This window comes from Anaerospora hongkongensis (assembly GCF_004339805.1).
GTDB classification, from domain to species: domain Bacteria; phylum Bacillota; class Negativicutes; order Sporomusales; family DSM-15969; genus Anaerospora; species Anaerospora hongkongensis.
The window spans coordinates 140,131-164,928 of sequence record NZ_SLUI01000001.1 but is presented as its reverse complement, the minus strand read 5'-3'; the positions used below and the strand labels follow the sequence as shown (position 1 = coordinate 164,928).

The following is a 24,798-nucleotide window of genomic DNA, read 5'->3' as shown; positions in this document are numbered from 1 at the left end:
GAAAACATGTCTATAATTAAAACACTAGTAATTAAAGTACGATTGAAGCTTAGAGATATGGATGCTGCAAAATATAGTGCGTATGAAGTAATGGATGCAATAAATGAGACAATTAGCGAACTGCGGCAAGTGGTGAAGCTTTATTATAAACAGATGACCTTTCCTATTCCGGATGCTGTTAAGTTAAAGGAGTCAGATGAGACTGGATGGCCAGATGATTTTGATAGTCTTATCATTGATCATAGTCTTATATTGTTGTCTGCTGGCGATTATGCTACTAAAGAAGAGGCAAAATCGTATTGGAAAAGTAAAGTGATTAGCCTGGCCGGCACGTTTAAAAAGGAAAAAATCATGCAGGCAGATTGTTGGAACCTCAGATATAATGATGAAATTGAAGATGATGAAGAGGTAGGTGAATCTGGTTAATGAACTGGAATAAGCTTCCCGCTTTTATTGACGATGCCTTGACAACTTTAACCTCCTTGTGGAGTAGCAAAAAAATCAATGATGAAATTGAGAATGTAAAATCTCACATAGATGAACATTCGGCAAGAGTGGATAACCCGCATGCTGTTACTGCAAGTCAGGTAGGTGCAGAAACCCCGTCCGGGGCCCAAGCCAAAGTCAATGTTGTACAGGCAAATTTAACAAATCATACTGAACGCACGGATAATCCGCATATGGTGACGGCTGCTCAGGTCGGAGCGGAAACTCCGACTGGAGCTCAGGCCAAAGCGAATGCTGTGCAGGTTAACTTAGCAACACATATTGCTACCGGCACGCACAGTTTTGTTACTGGGGTATCGGATAAGCCAACTACATTGGCAGGGTACGGCATATCGAACGCTTACACAAAAACTGAGATGACAAATTTGCTTGCTGCTAAGGCAAGCCTTGCGGCAACTTTGGCCGGGTATGGGATAACCGATGCCTACACTAAGCCACAAACAGATGCCAATATAGCAGCGGCAGTCGCGGCTCTTGTGAATAGTGCTCCCGAAACATTGAACACCATTAATGAATTAGCTAATGCTATCAACGACGATCCTAATTTCGCGTCTACAATGCTGAATCTTGTTGGTACTAAGCTTAATGCTTCGGATGTGGTTGCATCTGCTGCTGCTAATAAGGTGCTGCGCTTAGATGCAAATGGAAAATTTCCGTGGGCAGTATTGGCTAACGTGCCGAGTTCCTTCACCCCGGCGGCCCATAACCAGGCGTGGAGTACTATAACCAGTACGCCTACAACACTGGACGGGTATGGTATTACTGATGCCTACACTAAAGCTGCACTTGACGTAGTAACCAATAACCACTTAAACAGCACTACGGCCCATGCCGCAATGAATATTACCAATGCGCCAGGAAGTATTGTTAAGTCTGTAAATGTACAAAATGCAGTTGATGAATTAGCGAATTATAATGGATTTGCCGCTACTCAAATTGGTGCAGAACAAGGAGAATTAGGCGTAGAGATTAAAGGCCGTACTTTGGTCAATTTGCTTGGTAAGGATGGGAATTTTGAAGTAGATACTGACGGAAACGGAATGGCAGATGGGTGGGGCTTGGGTTCTACAGCGCATTGGTCTACTACAGCATTAGATACTGACGCATACATAGGTACAAAAAGTCAAAAACTAGTTGGCTCTGGAAATGGGTCTTATACTTCGATTGCCAAAAACTACGCTATATCAGCTAGTAAATATTATGTCTTACTAGCTAATGTGAAAAGCCCTAATGCGACTGTATGCTACACAAGATTTGGATCGGATTCCGGGGGACTTACATTTGCTGCTCATCAAATATCCTCCTCCTGGTCTACAATATGTCGCAAATTGAATCCAACTATTGATGCTACTATGGTCCAGTTTTATACTGCACAAGCTACACCAAACACCAATACTTTTTACTTCGACGGAGCAAGGCTATACGAAATATCTCAAGCAGAGTTCAATGCTATTGATTCTATGACTGCAGATCAAGTAGCAGCTAAATATCCCTATGTAGATTCAGTACAGTTTAAGAAGGATGTTTTAGTTACCCAGATAGGGAAAAACTTGATTCCTGCGTTTAATTCTGGAGAGTGGACTTTACATGCTAACGCCGTTGTGAATAGTGCATATAACTTAACTTTGAATGCGACCACAATTTCCCAAGTATCACGTGTTCCCGTTTCACTAAAGCCGAACACTAATTATGTTCTAAGTGGAACCGCAACAGGGGGAAACTCTCGTTTTGTTGTTCAAACTGTAAAAGCAGATGGAAGCTCCAATTATTTTACATTGGTAAATACCTATAGTAGCCTACCGTTTACAACACCTACAGACTTTGTATCAGCTTCAGTATTTATTACAAATGATACTACGACATCAGGAACATTCACCTTTACTAATCCCCAGTTAGAATTAGGCTCTACCGCTACAGCCTTTGAACCACAAGTAAAATCATATGCTCATACACCTATGCAAATAGCCGATGGAGAAAGCGTATGGCTAACTCCTAATACTTCTGTGTATAAAGAGGTGTGGAAGAAGAATGTACAGCTACCTGAGAACTCATCATCAATAGCCGGAGTAGATGTTAGTTATACAGGGGCTAAACGAGTGTTAATGCATGTTTCAACAAAATTTATAACCGACTCTGAGGTTGTTGTAAAATATGATGGAAAACCACTGACTCACACCACCCAGCTTGGAAACACTTGGAATGCAGGAGATATGAGCCGTATCCACACTGATATAGAATTAGGCATTTCTGTCTATGATATCGATTCTGGATGGAATAGCTCATTTACCCCTACTATCGCCGAAATAAAAGCTTATTTTTATGGCTGGAAAATGTGTGCTTCCGATGGTGGTACTTATGTATCTGGCACGAAATACTGGAAGAAGATAACTGATGGAACCGGAATAACTTCTACTCTACCTACAGCAAGTTATTCTGGATATACACCGTATGTTTTGCATTATAAACTTGCTACTCCTGTGTATCACATAAATTACTATAATAACGATCCAACTAAGCCAATAATGAGCGCAGGTAGTGTAATAAATATTCCACAGGGAGTAACGCAGATAGAGCAGAGAAATGGGGTAGTGTGGAGGGAAAAATCTAATCCTAAACTATACTCTTCTGCATATTATATAAATTCCTCTGGATTAGGTTCTTTATTAGCCTATAGACCTAAGTTGTACCTCGCGTGTTTTAAAAACGGGATAGTAGATATAACATGGAATACACACGCGTCAGATACCTTGGAATATTATACAGCACAATCTAATTATGATACTACCGCAATCTACACTGTAACCTATGAACAACTCGACAAGTATCTGTATGCTGTAGATACCTTTGCTATTGATAACCCTGTTCCTACTCGCCAACGTAATTTTGCCTTAGACTCCACAGAACAAAAGATAGCTTACTTTAAGATTAATCCTGTTGATCTTGTAGGAGCTACAGCTAATCAACATCCTAAGACATTAGCTGATTATGGGATTCTGGATGCTTATACGAAAGATATTGTTGATGCGGCGATAAATACCAAATTAAATTCCTCTAATTCTTTGGCAAACGGAACAGTGTATAAGTATCGGGATGTAACGGCCTATCATCTTTCTGGTACCACTACAGGAACAGTTAAAATAATGTTACCTACATCTTGGCTATCTACTACTCTGGTATTGAGTATTGAAGGTTGGAGTTCTGCTGGAACAAATGTTAGTCATTGGGATGCGACCGTGTCAGGCTACACCCAAGGATCAGGTAATTGGATATTGACCGCTGCCACACTACACCCTAACTGCCCTTTTAGTTCTGTAAGGTTTGGATACGATTCTGTTGCGGGTAAATGTTGCATTTTACTTGGCACGGCTACCACGGCATGGGATAACATCAAAATAGTGGTAGAAGCGTTTATAGGAAACAGCAACGTAGCATCTTACGGAGCAGGATGGAATATATCTGTAATAACTGATGAATCTAGCATTACTAATATAGTTACTCCTACGGTAAAAACACTTGCTACAATAGAAAATCCTGTGTTTATTAATACTACTGCTATCAATAATTCATCTGGTAATCCTACGTTAAACTTTCGAAGATCGTCTATATTTACTGCGAATTCTACACTAGGGTACCTTGCTTTCTATGGAGGAAATGATGTTAGCGCAAGCGATGTACAATACGCAGGAATATATGCTACAACAACTGGCTATACCGCAGGAGCAGAGTCAGGGGCCTTAGTTTTTCTTACACGCTCATCTGGGGCAGTATCATCAAAATTTGTTGTAGATTCAGGTAGTGCAAGGCCATATACAGATAATTCCCTCACTTTGGGTACATCTGGTGCTAGATGGAGTCAAATTTACGCTGTTTCAGCCACTATCAATACCTCAGATCGCAACGCCAAAAAGGATATTACCGATTTAGATTTAGGCTTAGACTTCATCAATTCCCTTCGCCCTGTAGAGTTTAAATACAAAGTAAGGCAGAATGAAGTGGCTTCAGAACAATGCGGAGTAGAAACAGTAGAAATTGAACCAGAGCGTACTGAGATACAGGAAGTTTCTCCAGCCATATATGAGACGGTAGAAGTATCTCCCGCAATCTACAGCACTATTGAAATTATTCCGGCAGAATACGATGAAGAGGGCAATCTAATCACTGAAGCCGTAACTGAAACTATCTTAGAGAAAGAAGCCGTAGTAGAGCAGCGATTAGTTTCTGCGGTTGTAACGGAAGACGTAATGATTCCTGCTGTTACTGAAGAACGTCCCGTATATAAAGAAGTCGTAATACCATTGCCTGGCGTAAGAACACATGCTGGCCTTATTGCTCAAGAGGTAGAGGAAGCATTAAACGGCAAGGACGTAGGAATATTTACGGTTGACGAGCAAGGGAACTATGGATTGCGCTATGAAGAGTTTATAGCACCACTTATTAAAGCTGTCCAAGAGTTATCGGCTAAAGTGGAGAGGCTGGAAAGACAACAGCAAAAGGAGGAATTGAGTCTGTGAATAAGTTAATACAGTTGCTAAAGAAGATCCCGCCTGATAAGCTTATACACTTATTAGGCGGGTATTTTATTGCCTCGCTGTTTCCGGGGGATATTGGACTGTTTGCGGCAATGTTAACTGGCATAGGTAAAGAGGTGTATGACTATAAAACCAAAACTGGCACGCCCGAATGGAAAGACGCTGCTTGCACTATTGCAGGCGGCGTTTTATATTGCGCAAAAGTAGCGCTGTGGAGTTTATTATGATTATCAGCAGCAATAGCGGTACTGGTAATCATACAAAGGCGCTGCAACAGTATGCCACCCGTGTAAATATTATCAATGACGGAGCAACTGAATTAACTGTGTCGGTGAATGGCCAAATAATTAAAGTGCTTGGGCTAGAACAGTTTGAGGGAAATTTCTCTCCATTTAATTTGATTAGCATAATTGCTACTGGGCCTTGGCGATATGTGATTGAGGCCTCTGAAACATTTATTGGTGACACTACTGCAACTCCTAATGGTGAGATTATTAAGCGTATACGAGCATTAATTTCAGATAAAGATGGTATTGAATTTGAAACAAGCGATTTAGTAGGATTTCTTAACAATGCTATAGACTGGTTGAGTTTACAGCTTATCCAAAACGGCGATAAGGAAATGATGAAAGAAATTATTATAACGGACGGGATGAATATTCCTAATGACTTTATCAAAGCGTGTGGGTTATATCCGATAAAAAGAAATGGTAACACTTTTCGTATCTTAGATGACTCTGAAGCATTTGAATTTCAATACTTTGCGAACCGTTCGCATATAACCGTAAATGAAGTGGATGTTTACCTGCCCACGTATTCTGTATTTAAGCCAATATATGATGGCGTGCTAATTCAGAAAACTGCTATCATTGCGCTCAATCGTGATGAGTATGACATTACACAAGATGAGGCACTATTAGCTCAATCTCTACAGGCAATCGGGGTGATAGGTAGTGCCTAAACGCTCATCTAAACATGCTAATGTGCAACCCCTTTCGATAGATGATTATTCAGGTGGTTTGAGATTAGATATTGCGCCAGTATCAAATAAGTTCTTGCCGAACATGTTACAAAAGGCTATGAACGTTGAACTCGATTATGTTTCCGGGAAGCTAAAGGTTGTGGACGGTTTAGTGCCGATAATAAAGCTGCCGGCAAATGCCGACACCCTGTTTTACAATTATAAAGATAATTATTTTCTAACTAATTGTGGTCGTAGTCTTTATCGCTTAAATGGCAACCTAACGCCTAAAACAGTGCCTGTCTTAACTGGTTCGCTAAACAGTATTAAACGCCCGAGCTATGCCGTCTACGGTTCGTATACAGCTGTTGTATCTGGTAGTAGAGTACAATATATCGACTATGAGAATAACTTCAAGGAGGCTACTGCTTCTCCTATAGCCGATATGTGCTACGTTAGGTCTGGTAGATTAGGTATTTGTAATACTGGAAGTGACATCATCAACTGGTGCGGAACCGGTGACATTGAAAACTGGAACTTCAAAACCGACAATGAACAGGACGCATGGTATGCAGAAATAGGATACCAAGACGGAGGCGGTATTGTTGCGGTCAAAGAGCTATTTGGCAATATCGTCGTTGTAAAGCGTTCAGGGAAGACATTCAGGCTCACGGGTGATTATTATTGGCAAGCTTATGATGGACCTAGCGGAGTATATACAGTAGGGCAAAACGGTGTGATATTCGCCGGTAATGGCTTGTACTATGTTGGCAAAGATGGATTTAGTGCCATTGCCTTTAATAGTGGCGAATACGGGACCCTTCGATCAAGTGAGGTAGGCGCTGCTGTCAACCAACTCCTGTTGCAAGGTGTCAGCCAAAATGCTAAGTTATGGGATGTACAGCCTAAAAAACAAATATGGATTCGTGCTGATGAGATGGGGACAACCTATCTCTTTCATTATTTTTCGGGGGCTTTTACGGTACGTAAGTTTAGCGTTCCTATTTCAGATGTTTGCCTTGTTGGTAATACGGTTTACGTCTTGGCCGGTGATACCATTTACCGGATGGACGAAAACGCAGACACGGAAGTAGACGGTAATTTAATTCAAGTTGATGTGGAAGGCAAACTGTACACCACCTTAGATGAGTTTCTTATTAAGCGAATAGCGGCTTCTATCGATGCCCGGGGTGACGTAGATGCAAAGGTTCTAATAGGTGATTTGGAATTACCTATTAGATATGCATCTTACAGCCCATATGTTGCAGACTGTAACGAATATTTAGCTGATGCCGAGTATCCTTTATGGACACTCACAAGACTTACTCCAGAGGCAAAACGGCAGACTTATCGTATAAAGGAATTTTCTATTAAAATTACGTCCACCAAAGGTGCTTTTTCGCTAAACAATATAAAACTAGAATTGGTGGAGGTGTAGTATGGCTCAGCGACTAGATACACGAGTTACCCCGGAGAGTTTGGAGAGGAACTTTGAACAACTGAATCGTATTCTGGATGCTAATGCGAAAACACTAACACAATTCGAAAATGTATTGTCTGATGAGCAAAAAAAGAGAATTGCAGCAATGAACGAGGCTATAAGAAAGGTAAATGAGTTTATTGAGCAGCGAATTAAGGCTTTAAACGATTACATCACTGAATTGTTGATATCACAGCAGGAGTTAGCCGTCAATATTGATACTGAAATTCGAGAGACTATTGCGGCAGTCGAAGCCAGTATTAATAGTACGATCGATGAAGTCAAAAACGTCGATATCCCTAGTATCCGAAATGCGATTGCTGAGGCTGAAGATATTCTGAGAGGGGAGATTGATGAGGTCAAAAATGTCGATCTTCCAAACATGCAAGAGGGTGTTAATCAAGCAATTGCAGCACTGGATCAGGCGAAAGTTAGTCATGCCACGTTCAATGATAAAGTTAATGAATTAGCACAAGCTGACGGTGAAAACAGATCATTAATTACACAAACGGCCAATAACATTTCTTCTGTTGTCGGCAAACTCAATCAAGCCCCGGGAGCAGAAGACCAATATATTGCGATTTCAAGCTTAAAGCAAACAGCAGATTCAATATCTACAATCGTATCTGCAAACAAGTCAGATGCTGATGGTAAAATAACAAATCTCACCAGCCAGCTAACTCAGACGGCAGGCGAGATTTCTTCTGTTGTAGCTGAGCTGGACAAAGATCAGCCTGGCTACGTATCTTTCACTAAGATCAAACAAACCACGGATGGTATCGCATCAATCGTATCTGCAAACAAGTCAGATGCTGACAATAAGTTTCAGCAGCAATCTTCTTCTATTACCCAAAACGCTGATAGCATTACGGCTGTAGTTGGTAAACTCAACCAGGCTCCCGGTGCAGCTAGTCAGTATACTGCGATTTCAAGCCTGAAGCAGCAAGCTGATAGTATAGCTTCAACTGTCTCGGCCAATAAAACCGATACGGATGGCAAGTTATCTCAGCAGGCTAGTCAAATTACGCAGACGGCTGGTCAGATTTCTTCTGTTGTGACCAACTTAAATACTGATCCATTCACAAATGTTACGCAGCCTTACATCTCGTTTACGAAAATTAAACAAACTACGGATGCTATACAGGCTACTGTTTCGGCAAACAAAACGGATGCTGACGGGAAAGTATCCACACTGAACAGTCAGATTAATGCAGTACCCGGGCAGATAACTGCAGCAGTCACATCCGCTAAAAATGACATAGCAACTACTCAAATTAACCCTCTGACAACACGGCTTGCAGCGGTTGAAATTGATGTCAATGGAATACATCAAACAGTCGTGGCGAACAAAGCTGATGCTGATGGCAAGGTGTCACAGCAGGCTACACGAATTGACCAATTACCTGATCAGATAAATTTGGCTGTTACTCAATCGCCGACGGCACCCTCTAATAAGATGCCAAACTTAGCGAATTTAAGGGTAAGTATTGAAGGCTTAACCTCTACGGTTAGTAATCAAGCCGGACAGATATCGGCCGTAAACCAAAAGGCAGATAGCATTCAAACAACAGTAGCTTCAAAAGCTAGTACTGCAGATCTTCAAATAACCAACAACAGTATATCCGCAATCGTTACAGAATTAGAAAAATCCCCAGAAAACTGTGCATACTCAGCAATTACCGCTTTAAAGGATCAAATAGATCTTGTGTCGCAAGGCAACGATGATTTAACTGGTGAGATTATTGTTTCGCGGATTAATTTAAGTCCTGCTGGGGTTAAGTTAAAAGGCCGGATGATTGAGATTGATGGAAATACAGTCATTTCTGGCAATCTTGATATAACCGGGAAGCTTACAGCCAGTAATCTCGGAGCTCTCTCGGGCGGGGTTATAGGAACGCTGCGTACTGCTACTACAGGGGCGAGGATAGAGATAAAAGATAATTTGATCATAGTGTATGATGAGAATAATGTAATACGGGTAAGAATGGGGGTGTGGTGATGCCACAGGGATTGCAATGCTTCGATGCAAACGGGAATGTTATTCTAGATGTGACTGGAAGAATAACTAGGGTACTTGGAAGGTTCAATACAGGTACTTCTCCTGGCAGCTTAGTAGATGTCAATCTTTTAATGGGAAATCCGTGGTATTTTACACAGATTCCAAGTAGCAGTGTTAGGGATTACTGTAGACAGTGTGTTGTAAGCTTTCAAGGAGAAACATTATCATGGACTTTTTCTGTAACAAATGCTTCAGGAATATCAACTCATAATGTTCCTTACATCGTAACTTACGGGGTGTACTGATATGAATTACGGATTGCAGGTTTTTAATAACGATGGGATTATACAGATTGATGGTCTTTATAAGAACTTACAGCTTATTAGCGTAGGAACTACTACAAGTGGAGGAGCGGTTACAGTTGGGCCAGATGAAGTAATAGCTATACGTGCTGCTCCTGGTAGTTGGGCAAACGTATACACTTATAATTCAGCCTACCTTGCAGGAACACCGATAGCAACCTCCACTGCAACTGAATATAGATTTATTGGCAACGGAACTATATACTACTATGTGTTCGGATACCCCTCTACTGACAACGGACTATTTACTGTGTATGATCCAAGTGGAGTCCCGGTTTTTTCAGCAGGGAAAGGGTATATGAATGTAGTATTGGCAAACTCTGGATATGATAGTTTAAGCACTACACACTATGGCGAGGATTATAATGGGAGGGGAATTGCTTCTCATAGCATTCCCCCAGAAAAAACTTATGCTATTTTGCCTGGAGTTTGCACTAGCTATGTTATGCCTCATTATGCAGGTGACACGGTCTATATCCAAGTGTTTAGTTTTAGTGCAGGAACAATAAACTCCTATTATACAAGAATCACATCGTATCACGCCTATATAGCCCAGTATAAACACGCTTTTTACAATTATTTAATCCTAGACGTAACTGGATTATAGATACACTATCGAGGACTAAGGTAATTCTTAGTTCTCTTTTATATTGAATGGAGGTGGAGATTAAATGACCTATGGTACTGGATTTCCGGTAGACACAAGACCAGGGCCAAACGGCGATACAGTCAAGCAGGCTGCTGAAAAATTCATACTCGAATTTGCAAAAGCTTACGGCGATCTGTCTAACTTCGAACAGCAGGTCGCTATTTTAATTCAGCATGGTGATGTAGATACTGTTGACGGCAAGCACGCAGACGGAACAGCAAATAATCTTCCCTTGCTTAATGGTAGCATCAGACTTACAAACGATACCGAGGGAACAGCCTGGAACATACCTACATCTGACGTTGGCGGCAATATATGGATTGCGAAGTGATAATATGGCAGTGAGTGATTATAAGCTTTATACCCGTAGGATAGATGATACGTTAGGTGCTGTGACTACTGTTCACAAACTGTATACCTCTACTGACGATATTGCGGATGGGAATTTCATTGAACTAAAAGATGTAGCCGGTAATCCGGTCTATTTGCCAGTAACAAAGAATCTAAACAGCTATTTTGCTTCGGCGTTAACCTTTAGGGGGCAAGACAATACGATCTACAAGGCTAAAACAGAGTACTCACCATTCGATGCCTCGCAGGATATCGAATCTAATGCCTATCTGTACAACCTTAGCGGGAGCGTACCGGGAAAATATTATTACTTCGGCAGTATCCCCTTTGTATCGCAGGACAAAGACAAACCCTTACTTATCACGCTAAGACTCACCGGCCATACCGATACAGGCGGTGGGTGGGCCGATCAGGTTTATACCAAAATAGGCCTACATATTGATAACACACCTTACATGATTAGGGAGTATGCTTCTTACGGTAAAACAGGTACTGTTACCTATACCAATGAGTTAATAGCCGATGAAAAAGCCTATACGGTAGATGCTGGGCCTCACACGGTAGGGCTTTGTATATGGGCTAAATGCACGTCAAAGGACCATAACTCATGCTACATTGAGTCTATTTCAGTCAGTATTGAACAGGAGGGATAACATGGGACTCTTAAGTGGACTATTCGGGTCAAGCCCGAAGGTTAAAAGCGTAGCTGCACAAATTCAACCTGAAACCGACTATGAGAAAGCTATGCGAGAGCAGCTTACGGGAGTTGCTTCAGGGCTTCTAGGGTCAGCAAGCGGTTTGATCAATCAAGGGACGGACTTAATGTCGCAAACCGCTAATGGGCAAGTAAATGGTGATGTCGCAGCTAATCTGCAGCGCCTAAGCTTGGATAACTACAATAAGCAAGTCGGATCAATTGCTAATAATATGGCCTTTCGAAATCTTGGGGCAAATTCCATGACACAAAATGCATTAGCACAGGCCGGTACAGATGCTAATAATTGGGTAATGGATAATCTGCAGTCGGTTCTGAATCAGCAGGCACAAAATGCACAAAGCCTATATAGCATGGGTCAAGGCAATACTGCTCTGGGAAGTGGCCTGTACGATAATTGGTTAGGATTTAGGCAAAGTATGAGTCAGCCTGCTCAAACTGCAGTTACGCAGGGGAGTAGTGGTTTATTAGGTTCTGCATTAAGCGGGTGGGCATCAGGTGGCTTTAAAAAGCCACAGTGGTAGGAAGGAGGATGAAACATGGCTATTCTTATACCTGCAGATAATCGTTGGGGAGAAATCGGCGGTTTAATAGGGAGTTATTTGGCTCATCAAGGAGCTCAAAAAAGAGAAAGAGAAGGGATGAACCAGCTTCTGGCTGCTTATAATGCCAAAGAACAGGGCATTCAAAAGCAACAGCAAGAGCAATCTGCAGCTATAGATAATACCTACATTGGAAATGTTCCCTCATTGGATGATGGAATGACTGCAATCTTGGGGGATGATAACGCTGGTGAACAAAAGGCTGTTGCGCAGCAATCGCAACAGGCGCGAAATCAATATACAACGCAAAAACGTAATGCAGAAATAAATCCGCAAAAACTCAGTGCTGCTGATATCCTTTCTATAGCAACCACGGGAGCAAAAGCAGGAATGTCGCCCGACCAGGCTTATAAGCTCGCGGGTACGATGGCCGGTGATTTTAATGCAAAACAAGATCAAGCAAGGCAGGCATATTTACTGAATGGCTTTTTGACAAAATATCAAGGTTCACCTGACTATAATTCACGGAATAACGCACTCGTTGAGTATATGGCTCTTACCGGTAATACAAAAGAATTACCTGATATTTACAAGGCAGGTATTGGAGATTATGCCATAAAAGAAGATGATCTTGGCGATCGAGTAGTACAAACAATGTATGATAAGAAAGGTGGTCCGTATGGCAAAGTTTCCATGCAGCAATTCGGCAAAGGTATAGATCCTACCAATAAATATACTGCCGATATGGGATATAAAGGCAGAATTGATACGGCTAATATTAATGGGCAGTATGGGTTATTACGAAAACAGACCCCTAGTGCGGGTAGTTCTGGCAAATCAGGCAAGGGATCTGGTTCTAACAGCGAAGAAAAATATTATACTGGCCCAAGCACTAACCCGAAAGATGTTGATACCGCTAAGACAATGTTGGCAAGTATAGCGAGCATGAATGATGCGGGTGAGATACGCGAGAACTTGGAAGCATATGAAAACTTTTTTAAGAAAGCGTTAGGCACTGAAGCTGCCGAAAATCACATTGCGTATATATTGATGGAATCTGAACGCAGAGGGTTGCCTAATTCGTATGTGAGTAGCACCTCTGGGGATGGATGGCAGGCAAAGAATCGTTAGGGGGTACGATGTCATATGAGCTTTACACGTAATTTTTCGCAGGACTTGCAGGCTGCAATAAAAGAAAATGAACAAAAAATAATGGATGTCCAGGCAGAACAATATGCAAATATCCCATTAACATTTGAAAGGCCGTCGCTTGACGGCCTTTCTTCTAGCCATCCAGAGGATATTCAAGTTGACTTTGGTGGGTTAGAGCCATGGGAGCTTTCTTCTGAAGCTAGTGTTGCAAATGATGGGCCGCCCAAGTTTTCAGGAGTCACTAAGGCAATCTCTGACGCAATCCCTTATGGTATTGGTACTGCAGTTTCGCTTATCAATAACGCTGTTAAAACGATGCACAAACCTCAATATATGACGGACCAGGAATGGAATGAAAAACAAACTCCTTTAATTAAGAAGATTGATAATATCGGTGATGGATTACAAAAATTAGTACCCCAGCAGAAGTATGAGAGCTATTCTCCTGAGTGGTGGGGTCAGACTTTAACTACTATGGCTCCTACCAGTGTTGGACTTGGCCTGGCCGCATTAACAGGATTAAAGTCAAGGAATCCATCTGCATTATCGCAATCAGGAGAATATGCAGCGATGAATGTACTTGGCCGTGGTATCGGCGCTGCCAAGAATGTTCCGGCTGCAGTAAATGCTTTTGAAAAGTTGTCAGAGCTTTCTCCTACAGCTGCTAAAATTGCTGCGAACGCTCCGGCAGTGTTATCAAAATATGCAGGCAATGTATTAAGCGGGGCTTATATACAAGCACCTGCTGCCTATGCTGAAGCGCAAGTTGAGGGAAACGATGCCTATAATGAGGCAATTGAGTCCGGACTTTCGCATGAACAAGCATCCCAGATTCGTAATAGGGTTGTTGAGTTAAACATTAAGCTTTTGACTGGATCTAATGCATTCGAAATCGCAACTGCTTTTACTGAATTGCCTTTCAAGGGACCACAGCGAATTCTGAGAAATGTATTGGGTGAATCTGCCCGTTATGGAATCGCGGGATTACAAAACGCCGGTGAGGAAGTCGGGCAAGAAAACGTCAAGCGTTCGGCTTTAATTGAAGCCTTGGATAAGGAAATCCAGATGGCAGACGCTACGACACCTGAAGGTGAACAGAGGCGCAAGAATTTAATGGAAGCCCGTAGTAAAATTCCAGAAGCACAAATAAATCCCTTAAACTGGGATGATGATTTGATGGAGCAAGCTGCCGGTGGTTTCGGCGCTGGGATTCTGTTTAATGTACCAGGTACGATTTCGCGTGTTAAAAACGGAGATTTCTCTAAAGAAAAGCCTGCAGAGAATATTACTTCCGAGAAGAACGGGACCCAAAGCGAACAGCCAGTGATCAATGGCAATTCGGATCTGCCTCAAATGAAAACACCTGCTTTTAGATCGGAAGAAGATCTGAACAATTTTGAAGTCGAAGCAATCATGCAAGCTATTGATAGTGGAGATATTTCTGCTGAAGATGGAATTACACCAATTACGCCTAAAGGTACGGAACTCCTTTTAAATCTTGAGCAGCAACGTAACGCTTTTATAAATAGTATTCAACAAACTACCTTGCCGGCCGATAATATGCCTCATGAATATTCTGTCCTGCAACGGCCGGATTTGCCAAGTGTTGAACCAATACAGCCGTTTATGACGCAGGAACAAAAGCAGCAAGAGTTAGAAAGACAGGATTCAATAAAGCAAAAGGAAGATAGGCTGCAGGCAGAGAAACAGTTGCTTGATATTACTGGGCAAAAACCAGCAAATATCATCACTCCGGCAGCCCAGAGCGATGTCAGTATTGTATTGCCAGGTCAAGATGGACCTAACGCAGCCGGTATTCAGGCATTAGCCGAATTGAGGCAAAGACTTATTCCTCAAAAAGCAGAACCTCTACCGGATTCTTGGCAAGCCGGGATGCGTAGGCGTTTAGCGAATGCTGTGCAACGCCAAGATTTAGCTGCGGCTGCTAATATTGCCCGGGATCTTGGGTTTGGCAGTAGAGTAAAACTTTATGAAAACTCGGTTATTCAACCGAATGTCCGTGAAAGACTAACGATCGATGAACTGAAACGGGCAGATAATTATAATAAGCTTAATGATTTGAGCAAGCTATTTGTAGATGTATTGGATCATCATAAAGCCCCGATTAATCTTGTCCAAAGCGAAATTGAATCTACCCGTAATCGCATGGTGGCTGATTATATAAACCTTTTGCGTGGACAAATGAAACAGGGTGTTGTTAGTCGCGGTGGATCTATGAATTATAAATGGTACCGTGATGCACTGGAAACCTACAAGCGCCAAATGACCAGCGGAAAAACTGGTAAGGAATATGTCGGATATCCAAAGAAAGAGGATTGGGAGTATATCCTACGGCAGACAGCCGAAGATCATTTGCGTAATGGGTATACTGACCCAACATATGGGCCACAAATATCTGAGCAAGATGTTGACTTTTATAACGATATGGAGGCAGCTTTAAATGGAATCAAGCAAATCAGAGAAGAAGTTACCCCGGCCCTCGACGAATATTTACGAGCAAATGAGTCCAGTGGCACAAAAGACTCTCGAAGTATTCAAACAGCAGCAAAAGATGCAATACCGGTTGCCAGAGAAATTGGAAAACCAGTAAATGATGTTGCTCCAATTATTCAGTCAAGTGAAAAGGCCTCGGTTATAGATCAAGCTGAGGATGTACGGCCGGAAATAGTTGATAAGAATGCCGAAGTTAATCCGGATGAAGCAGCTAAAGAAGTGCGTAATGATTCTCCCGAAGCACTGGCACAAGGTGAAGGTAAAGGTGGCTTTAATGGCAGTGAAGATAATCGTAATCGCTTAAAAAATAAATTGCTTGAAAAGGCTGGTAAGAAACCGAAGCAATCTAAAAAAATGAATATCGTAGATGATTCGGATGCCGCATTGCAAGATGCACTTAAAGAATTACAAAAAGAGTTGCAGAACATTTCTTCGAATCCTGTATTTAATCCAGCCCTGATGAGTGCCGCGTTTAAGGTGGGCGCTATTCACATGCAGCGTGGAATTAATTCCTTTACATCCTGGTCAGAAGTTATGCTGCAGACGGTTGGTAATAAAATTGAACCTTTTTTAAATAGTGTCTGGAAGTCAATTACATCATGGCCTGTTGATGTTAAGTACGACAGTGATTTGGCTAATACCATGTTTGAATACGTTGGTGTTTTATATCAAGATGGTATTACCGGTAAAGAAGAGGTTAAGCGCCGTATAAATGAAGATATAGGTTCTGAGTACGATAATATAATTGATGCCATTTATAATGGCGTATCTGAGTGGCCAGGATTTAAAAATGATGTTGCGGAAAAAACGGAAGCTGAAGTACAATCAAAGAAAGAAGGTGAGGTTAATGGTAGGGATAGCAGCGCGGATATGGAACGAAATAGCACAGACTTGTCCGATCGAGACGGAATGGGGTCAGCAATACTTCCCGATGGACCAGCAGGAAATAGCCGAAGCGATGGAGGAAGAGGCGACGAGGCTAGAAGCGACGGGGCTGGATCAGATCGTCGTGCAGGCGTACTTGACAGTGGCTCCCTTGGTAGCGGAAGCGAAGGGAATAAGGGAATACGCTCAAAATCATCCTTGGATAAGAAACGCCATTCCGGAAGTGACCTCTTTGGAGGAAGCGATAATACTGGCCTCCCGGGAGTACCTTCTGACCCAAGAGCAGCAGAAGCAGTTATTGAATCTTCTGCAGACAGAACCGAAACTTCAGAAAAATTAGCTGCGCAGAAAAAAGCTGATTCTATTAGTGTCAAGGTAGCAGACCTGGATAACATCCGGGATACGCTGCCTTTTTTGATGCCAGAACAACAAGAAGATGTTCATTTTGCTGAACAAAGATTTAAACTGCCCGATGGATATGGTGTACTGTTTACAAATGGTACCGGTACCGGTAAAACATACTCTGGCCTTGGTGTCGTAAAGCGATTTGCCATGCAAGGCAAGGATAATATTCTTATTGCTGCACCTAACAGCAAAATTATTGATGGGTGGGTTAATTCGGGGAAAAATCTAAACCTGACGATATCAAAATTGGATGATACCAAATCTGCAGGTACCGGTATTACTATTACAACATACGCAAATCTTAATCAAAACCAAGAGCTTACGAGTCGCAATTGGGATTTGATTGTTACTGATGAATCACACTACTTGGCAAGTAGTCAAAATGGTGGCGTTACAGGGGCTGCAGATAATCTCCGTGCAATTGCTTTTCATAGAAGAGGTTATTACACTCGTTTTAATAATATCGAAAAAGAACTCAAGCAGCAGGAGCATGATGCTTGGGAAGAATTAAGGCTTCTTGAAAAGTCTGAAGATGAAAAAAGTCTCGCCAAAATACCTGTTCTTGAAAGTAAGGCGAGAGAAATATCGGCAAAAGTTAATTCGTTACGGGAGAAATATTTCAAAGAATGGGATGCAATTAAGCCGCAAGATAGACCGCGAGTTTTATTTTTATCTGCTACGCCTTTTGCTTATGTCGAGAACATTGACTATGCTGAGGGATTTCTCTTTAACTATGGAGAAAGTTCAGATTCTCAAGCTTATAACGCTCCTGATGCACGGGAAAAATTCTTTATTAACCATTTTGGTTATCGCATGAGATACAATAAGCTGACAAAACCAGATGCACAAGTTGATAATGAAGTAATGGAACAACAATTCCATGAATGGCTGCGCAAGCAAGGCGCTCTTTCGGGCCGAATGCTTTCTGTAGATAAAGACTACGATCGTAAGTTTTCGCTGGTAAATGATGCAATTGGTGCTAAAATTGATGAAGGCCTTCAGTGGTTATGGGAAACCGATGGAGGTGAGTACCGTGAGCTATATGACTTTGTAATGGAACGCTTTAAATACCATGATCGAATGTATCTTTTAGAATCAATTAAATCGCGGCATGCCGTGAATATGATTAAAGAACATATTGCGCTAGGACGCAAGGTAGTGGTATTCCATGATTTTAACAAAGGCGGGGGGTTCCATCCGTTTAAGTTTGATTATGTACCAAATGATATTCGGGAACAATACAATAGCTTTTCAGCAAAGCGACGTGATTTAATCAATCTGAATTTTAGTGATTTGAAGTCTCCAATTGCTCAAATGAAGGCTTCCTTTGGGGAAAAAGCTCTATTCTTCAATGGTACAGTTCCAGATAAGGTGCGCAGGAATAATGTTGATGTATTTAATCGGGATGACGGTGAAAAGAGTTTACTTGTGGTTCAGTCTGATGCTGGCCGGGAAGGGATTAGTTTACACGATACTACTGGCAAACATCAAAGAGTACTCATCAATCTTGGCATGCCTGTAAAACCGACAGCAGCAATACAAATTGAAGGACGTATTTACCGAGTAGGACAAAAATCGGATGCTATATTTAGATATCTGAATACAGGAACGAGTTTTGAACGTTATACATTTGCGACTAAAATAGCTGAACGTGCTACCACGGCTGAAAACCTTGCATTAGGGCAAGATGCACGAAGGTTAAGAGAAGCTTTTATTGATGCATATCAATTGAGTGATGATTATCCGGCCGGTGCCCCTGGAGAGGGTAAGGGTGGAAAGGCCGGGGATCGGGCAAGTCGGCAGGAAATGACCAATTTCAAAAGAGCTATATCATACTACTTTGGTCAGCAGAAGAAGACAAGCAGAAGTAAGGCGGCTGAGGGAACGGATTATTTTGCTACTCCTGAGCCAGTCGGTTTAAAAATGGTCGAGTGGGCAGATATGAAAGAAGGAGAAAGGGCGCTTGAACCTTCAGCTGGTCATGGAGCTATTGCTAGATTTTTTCCGGAAAAAGGCGATCATGTAATGATTGAGCCAAGTTATGAGCTTGGCCCATTAGCTGCGATGAACAGTCCGGCAAGGCTTGTTGCTGAGCGATTTGAAAACTATCACATAATCAATAAGTTTCATTCAATCATAATGAACCCGCCTTATGGCCATGGTGGCAAAACAGCAATAGAACATGTAGCTAAAGCATTTCAGCACTTATATAATGGGGGTAGAATTGTCGCGTTAATTCCCGATGGTGGACTAGCTGATAGGCGATTTGAGCGTTGGATGGAATCAGATGCAGCTGAAGATGCTTATCTTGTTGGGGCGGTTAAACTTCCTGCTGTTACATTTGAACGAGCCGGTACCAGTATTAGAACGAAGATTGTCATTATCGAAAAGTATAGAGAGAAAGACAATGAACAGCTTAACAAATTGCAGCAGCGAAATATTGACCTTTCTAATGCCGATAATATTAATGAGTTATTTGACCGGTTAGAAAACCTTTCAATGCCTGAGAGAGCTATTAAGTCAGAACAATCTCAGCTTGAAGTTGTGCAGGATCAAAATGTCGAAACTGTAAACTTCGATCTTGGCGAATTTAAGCATACGAAAACCTTAAAAACGTTGTATGTTGCTACTCCCACGAAGCATTTGGGTGATGATTTCAGTAAAATATCTAAAATTGCTAAGCAACATAATGGCTGGTACAACAGTTTTAATAAAGGTGGAGCACTTAAAGGATTTGCATTTGAAAATGCTGCAGATAGAAAAGCTTTTTTAGACGAATTCGCTCAGGATAAAAAGCAAGATATAGGTATTGATAAGCTGGCGGTAGGGCTTGATCCTACTTTCGGGAAATTTGATGACGTTGACATCGAAGCAGCACTTCTTCCCTACATCAATAAAGCAAAAGAAGCAATTCCGCGTTTAGTCCGATTAGGCCAGCATTTAATGGAGCAAGGTAATACAACCGGTAAAGAGTGGATGGCGAAGATGCGTGAAACTCTTGGTCATATGTGGAATAACTTTAGATCTGTAATCGGTAGTGTATGGAAGGAAGTGCGGGATACCGCGGCTAATAAACGTACAAGTGATGTTGCTGGAGGTGGCAATGGTGGACAAAGCGGAAAACAAGAGCCTGGAGGAAGAGGCCCGGAAAAAGATAATCGAAATAACCGGGGAAGATCCAATGGAATCGGAATGGGCCGAAACGAATCTGAGAAATCTTTTGATGAAAGGGCAAGAGTACGAGAACGCTTTGAGAGCAGCTTATCAAAAGAACAAGTAGATCAAATTTTAAATGCGATTGATGAATTTCATGGTGAGTTAGCTCAACAAATTATAAAATTCATAGCGGCCGGCAAGGTTACTTATGCACTTGGAACTGTAGAGGATTTTTCCGGAATTCGATCTTTGCAGATGGCCAGATACCTACCTCTTGAGAGAAAGGTTATCTTTAATCCAAGTCGTTTTGGTGATGACTTAGCTCAAATATTCGTTCATGAAACTATTCATGGAATGGACCACAATGGTGTTTTCGATAATGAAGTGCTTAGCTATATTAAAGAAAAATGGATAGTCGAAGGAAATACCGTACTTCAAGGGCTTCGAGGTAATGACAAACTCACATACGAAAAGCTCATTGACATCATTAGAAGTGAGCGGAATTTAGACAAGTTGATAAAACGGTTTATTCAAAATCAAGATAGTGATATTCGTGAAATTAACTCTAATTTGCGGCGCCTCGGTGATGGTGATAAAACATATTCTGATTTGGTTGCGCTTTATGCTTTAGCAAAAGATACTTTAAGCAAGCAGCAATTTAGCTTATTCGATAAACTTTTTGAGCAAGAGGGATTGGCCTATTATTTATCAGAGAATCCTGATGTTTTTACAGATGTACTAAAGCAAACACAAGGGAGAAGTCAGTCGAACTACATGGAGCCAAAGGCTGCGGAAGATAGAAAAGCTGAAGCAAAAGGTCAAATGACATTCCGGCCTGCTGCCAAAGATGGAAAAACCGACTTTACAGAACAAAACAAGCGTATGATGGCAGGGCTTGAAAAACGTGGCTGGAAGCGGATTGAAAACCAAGATGGCTCAATAACTTATCAGCAAAACGAACAGCAGCCCCCAAAAGCTGCAGATGTAATTTCTGCAACAAACACACAGGTAAGAGCAGGAGCCGCTTCAGAAAAAGTGCCGGATAAGTTGGAGTTTAAATTTACGAAACCCAATGTTCAAAAAATTAGCCGTAGATCGATACGTGACAAGATTACGGAGTTATTTGCACCGGTACGGTGGGGTAGAGCAGCATCTTCAAATGAATTTAAAGAATTTGCAAATGTTATCCGAAGCCAAAAAGCTTATGATTTCCCTGGGCTGCTAAAGTCAATTGGAGAACTCTTAGACAATCAGTTTAGACTAAGTGAATTGCCTCATGCTATTGAACTCAAAGGCGGCGTAGGGCAATTTTTTATTGATTATGTTACTGGCAATACTGCTCAGTACCCTAACTTTACTAATGAGTTTGAGAAGGCAATTGGTTCAAAAATTCGCGATGTAAGATTGATTCAAGATATGATGTATCGATGGTATAACCAAACTTCCAGGGAAAGAGTAAGTGGGGTTATTTCTTGGGATCAAAAAGAAAAGCTTACGCTGCGATCCCTGTCTGCTAAAAGTAAAGAACAGGCTGGTAAAGCGTTGGCTTATGTTTATCGGCAATTAGTTGAGCGGCGTTTTCCAATAAAACAAGCAATTGACCAGGTGGAAAAGCTGATTGGTAAAAAGCTCCCAATGGAACAGAATCCTTATATTCAAGCCTTATTAACCCGCGGCTTAGCAGGGAAGGCTAATGCCATGCTTGGTATCGGCAAAAATAAAAGCACTAATGCCCAGGCTGTACGTGATGGCCTCAAAGCAGTCCATCCGGGTGTAGATTTCAGTAAGTTTGTCCCGTTGTCTGACATCATGAGCTCTATCGGTGCAGATCGAAATGAAGAGGTTTACCAAGAGTTATTTGAGTATGTTGTTTCTAAACATATGCTTACCGTAGCAAACAAAAAAGAAGCACCGCTTGATTATGATGATTGGCTAAATACAGTTGAAGATGCACGGCCGGAAATAGTAAATGCAGGAAGGCAAATTGTTGATTTTAGTAATACTCTAATGGATATCATGGTTGACTATGGCGTTGTGTCAAAGGGAAAAGCGGAAGGCTTGAGAAAGGCATATCCGAACTATGTGCCCTTAATGCGTGTTTTCGAAGAAGCTGCATATGAAAAGTTGGGCGATAGTTTAAAAGAAATGGTAGGCAGTGTACGCGATATTGTGAATCCGGCAGAGTCAATAGTACACAATGTCTTCAAGATGCTTGAACAAGCTGAACGTAATAAAGTTAAGCAGCTGTTTGCTGATATTGCGGACAACCATGCCAATATGGGATGGTTAATTGAAGAGGTTCCAGAAATAGCATATGCAGAAAAAGAGGTTGCTCTTGAAGATGTTGCTGAAACCATTATCAAAAAGGGCGAAACTTTTGTTGAATATGATAGCAAAAACGAGCCTAAGTGGTTGAATACCGACAAGGATGGAAATCCGGTAGATGAAAAAGGCAATGAGCTTATTATTACCCATAGCGATAATGGCAAGATAGAATCTATCATTGCAAAACGCCCTGTAAGAAACGGAGCATCAGACAAAGATAGTGTATTTAAGGTATTGGTTAATGGTAAGGCAAAGTTTTATCAAATAGGCGTGCCGGAAGTATACAAGTCTATGATGGAGCAGGAAGTCGATACATCTAACCTATTCTTGAAGTTTTTAAGTATGGTAGTACGAGTTGCCCGGGCGGGGTTTGTTTCTCTTAATCCAGCGTTTCTAGCCGTGAACGTTTCGCGTGACTTGGTTACAAGCTACGTTAACTCTCCATCCGGATATATGCCTAAAGGGGATTTTTTCAGAGGGATGATGGCTATTGCAAAGCAGGATAAGCTATGGTGGGAATATGTATCATCCGGGACGGCCATGGCCGATTTTTATTCTACTGACCGTAATTTCGCCCAAGAGGCAATAAAAAAGATACGCAAACAAACTGCCTTAGGGAAGTTTAGCCCGATGCACATGATTGAGTTATTGGAACGTGTGGGGCAAATGGTAGAGTCTGCGCCGCGTGTCGGTGAATATATTCGTGAGAAAGAACAAGGATTCAGTCTACCGGAAAGAGCTTTTAATGCAAGAGATTTAACGATAGATTTCTCAAAAGGTGGCCCTGCATCCGTTGTATGGAATCGAGTGGCGGTATTTAGTAAAGTAACTATTCTTGATTGGGATAAAGTATTTAGAGTCTTATTTACTGGCGGTAATGAGTTAAAAGAAAAAATTAATGATGTAGCTGCGGGTAAAGGTAGTGTTAAGGATGTTGTGTATGATCGAACCATGCAAGCGTGGGTTAAGCATATAGTCTTGCTTACAATCCCTTCACTGCTATTATGGTGGATGTATAAAGATGACGATCGATACAAGAAACTACCGCAATGGCGTAAAGATATGTTCTGGAATGTGCCAATCAATGACACTTTCACTTTCAGTGTGCCAAAACCGTTTTTGGCTGGAACAATGTTTGCAACGATGCCGGTTCGGTTTATGGAATGGGCCGTACAAAATAATCCTGACGCTTTCAAGCAAGTGGGAAAGCTGCTTACCAATCAGTTGCCGACTCTTTTACCTACGGCCATAACACCTGTGTACGAACACATGTCAAATTACAGTCTGTTTTCGGATAAAAGCATTGTTCCTCAGGGTGAAAAAACTTTACCGCCTGAACGTCAATATGGCCCCAGTACGACATTGATCGCTAGAAAAGTCGGTGAAATTTTTGGCGTATCTCCCCGGTTTGTAGATAACTACATTCGTGGTTATACCGGTGGTGTTGGTACTACAATAACTGAATCCATCGATCTCGCTTATGGTAAATACGAAAATGCCCCAATGAGATACTGGCAGGAATGGCCGGTGGTGCGTCGTTTCTTTACTCAAAATTATCGCAATGCGGATAATATCGGTGACTTCTATAAGCAGTTAGAGGAACTTGAACAGGCCCATAAAGTGCAATTAATGGATACAGCTGCAGCAACAGGAAAAAGCACAAAAGAGCTTCGCGATGAAGTTCCTGTTCCACCGGACTTAAAAATGTATCGGTTGGCAAGTAAGGCACTGCAAGATAACAGGGATCAATCACAGACCATACTGGTATCTCAAACAATTGATTCTAAATCTAAGCGAGAGCAAATTGACCAACTAAACCGGGAAGCCGTTATAATCGCTGATCAAGCACTTAAAGGCGAATTTCTACCTGAAAAGAAAACTCAGACTAAAAATAAAATCAGTACCGGTAGTATTTTTGAAAAAGCGCAAAAGCAGCTGCAAGAAAAGCAAGGTGGAAAAAGTATTTATAAGCAAGCAACTGATAATGTGTTGAAAAAAGAAAAGAAGTAAAAAAAAGGAGAGCCTGCTAAATTAGCGGCTCTTTTCTTTATTGCGGTATTGTTCGTATAACCATTTGAAGAAACGATATGGCCATATGATGAATACCCACACAAAACATGAAATAGCAAGGGCAATAAATAGGGCTTCAACAACGAACTGGTATAGGAAGATCACTAGCGGTATTAGAGGCAATGTAAGTAACCAGAAGCATAGACCTTTATGGCTTTCTTTGGAAAAAATCAAAGGCATCCCTCCCTAAATAAAT

Annotated in this window: 12 protein-coding genes; all 12 read left to right on the top strand. The window is 41.6% G+C overall.

The window, feature by feature from the left end:
* Positions 1-6: 6 nt before the first annotated feature.
* The 12 genes from EV210_RS00735 (at position 7) to EV210_RS00680 (ending at position 24,542) form a co-directional block, all read left to right on the top strand.
* On the top strand, positions 7-426 hold the full coding sequence (locus EV210_RS00735; RefSeq protein ID WP_132074061.1) for a hypothetical protein: 420 nt from the start codon (positions 7-9) through the stop codon (positions 424-426).
* Positions 426-5,018: a tail fiber domain-containing protein gene (locus EV210_RS00730; RefSeq protein ID WP_132074058.1), complete on the top strand. Its 4,593-nt coding sequence runs from the start codon at positions 426-428 to the stop codon at positions 5,016-5,018. The genes EV210_RS00735 and EV210_RS00730 overlap by 1 nt, the downstream gene beginning before the upstream one ends.
* On the top strand, positions 5,015-5,263 hold the full coding sequence (locus EV210_RS00725) for a hypothetical protein (protein WP_132074055.1): 249 nt from the start codon (positions 5,015-5,017) through the stop codon (positions 5,261-5,263). Before EV210_RS00730 ends, EV210_RS00725 begins: the two co-directional genes overlap by 4 nt.
* A complete protein-coding gene (locus EV210_RS00720) occupies positions 5,260-5,997 on the top strand; it encodes a hypothetical protein (RefSeq protein ID WP_132074052.1) in 738 nt (245 codons plus the stop codon). Before EV210_RS00725 ends, EV210_RS00720 begins: the two co-directional genes overlap by 4 nt.
* The gene (locus tag EV210_RS00715; RefSeq protein WP_132074049.1) at positions 5,990-7,435 is read left to right on the top strand and encodes a hypothetical protein; all 1,446 of its coding nucleotides are present in this window, start codon (positions 5,990-5,992) and stop codon (positions 7,433-7,435) included. Before EV210_RS00720 ends, EV210_RS00715 begins: the two co-directional genes overlap by 8 nt.
* A gap of 1 nt (position 7,436) precedes the next feature.
* Positions 7,437-9,476, top strand: coding sequence for a hypothetical protein (locus EV210_RS00710; protein ID WP_132074046.1), 2,040 nt, complete (start codon positions 7,437-7,439; stop codon positions 9,474-9,476).
* Between the two features lie 306 nt (positions 9,477-9,782).
* Positions 9,783-10,445, top strand: coding sequence for a hypothetical protein (locus tag EV210_RS00705; RefSeq protein WP_132074043.1), 663 nt, complete (start codon positions 9,783-9,785; stop codon positions 10,443-10,445).
* A gap of 64 nt (positions 10,446-10,509) precedes the next feature.
* Positions 10,510-10,818, top strand: a complete 309-nt coding sequence (locus EV210_RS00700; RefSeq protein WP_132074040.1) for a hypothetical protein — start codon at positions 10,510-10,512, stop codon at positions 10,816-10,818.
* Positions 10,808-11,491, top strand: coding sequence for a hypothetical protein (locus EV210_RS00695; protein WP_165898737.1), 684 nt, complete (start codon positions 10,808-10,810; stop codon positions 11,489-11,491). The genes EV210_RS00700 and EV210_RS00695 overlap by 11 nt, the downstream gene beginning before the upstream one ends.
* A gap of 1 nt (position 11,492) precedes the next feature.
* Entirely contained in the window at positions 11,493-12,077 is a 585-nt protein-coding gene (locus tag EV210_RS00690) for a hypothetical protein (RefSeq protein WP_132074034.1), read from the top strand.
* Between the two features lie 15 nt (positions 12,078-12,092).
* Entirely contained in the window at positions 12,093-13,226 is a 1,134-nt protein-coding gene (locus EV210_RS00685; RefSeq protein ID WP_132074031.1) for a hypothetical protein, read from the top strand.
* A 15-nt stretch (positions 13,227-13,241) separates the two neighbouring features.
* Positions 13,242-24,542: an LPD38 domain-containing protein gene (locus EV210_RS00680; RefSeq protein WP_132074028.1), complete on the top strand. Its 11,301-nt coding sequence runs from the start codon at positions 13,242-13,244 to the stop codon at positions 24,540-24,542.
* Positions 24,543-24,798 lie beyond the last annotated feature (256 nt).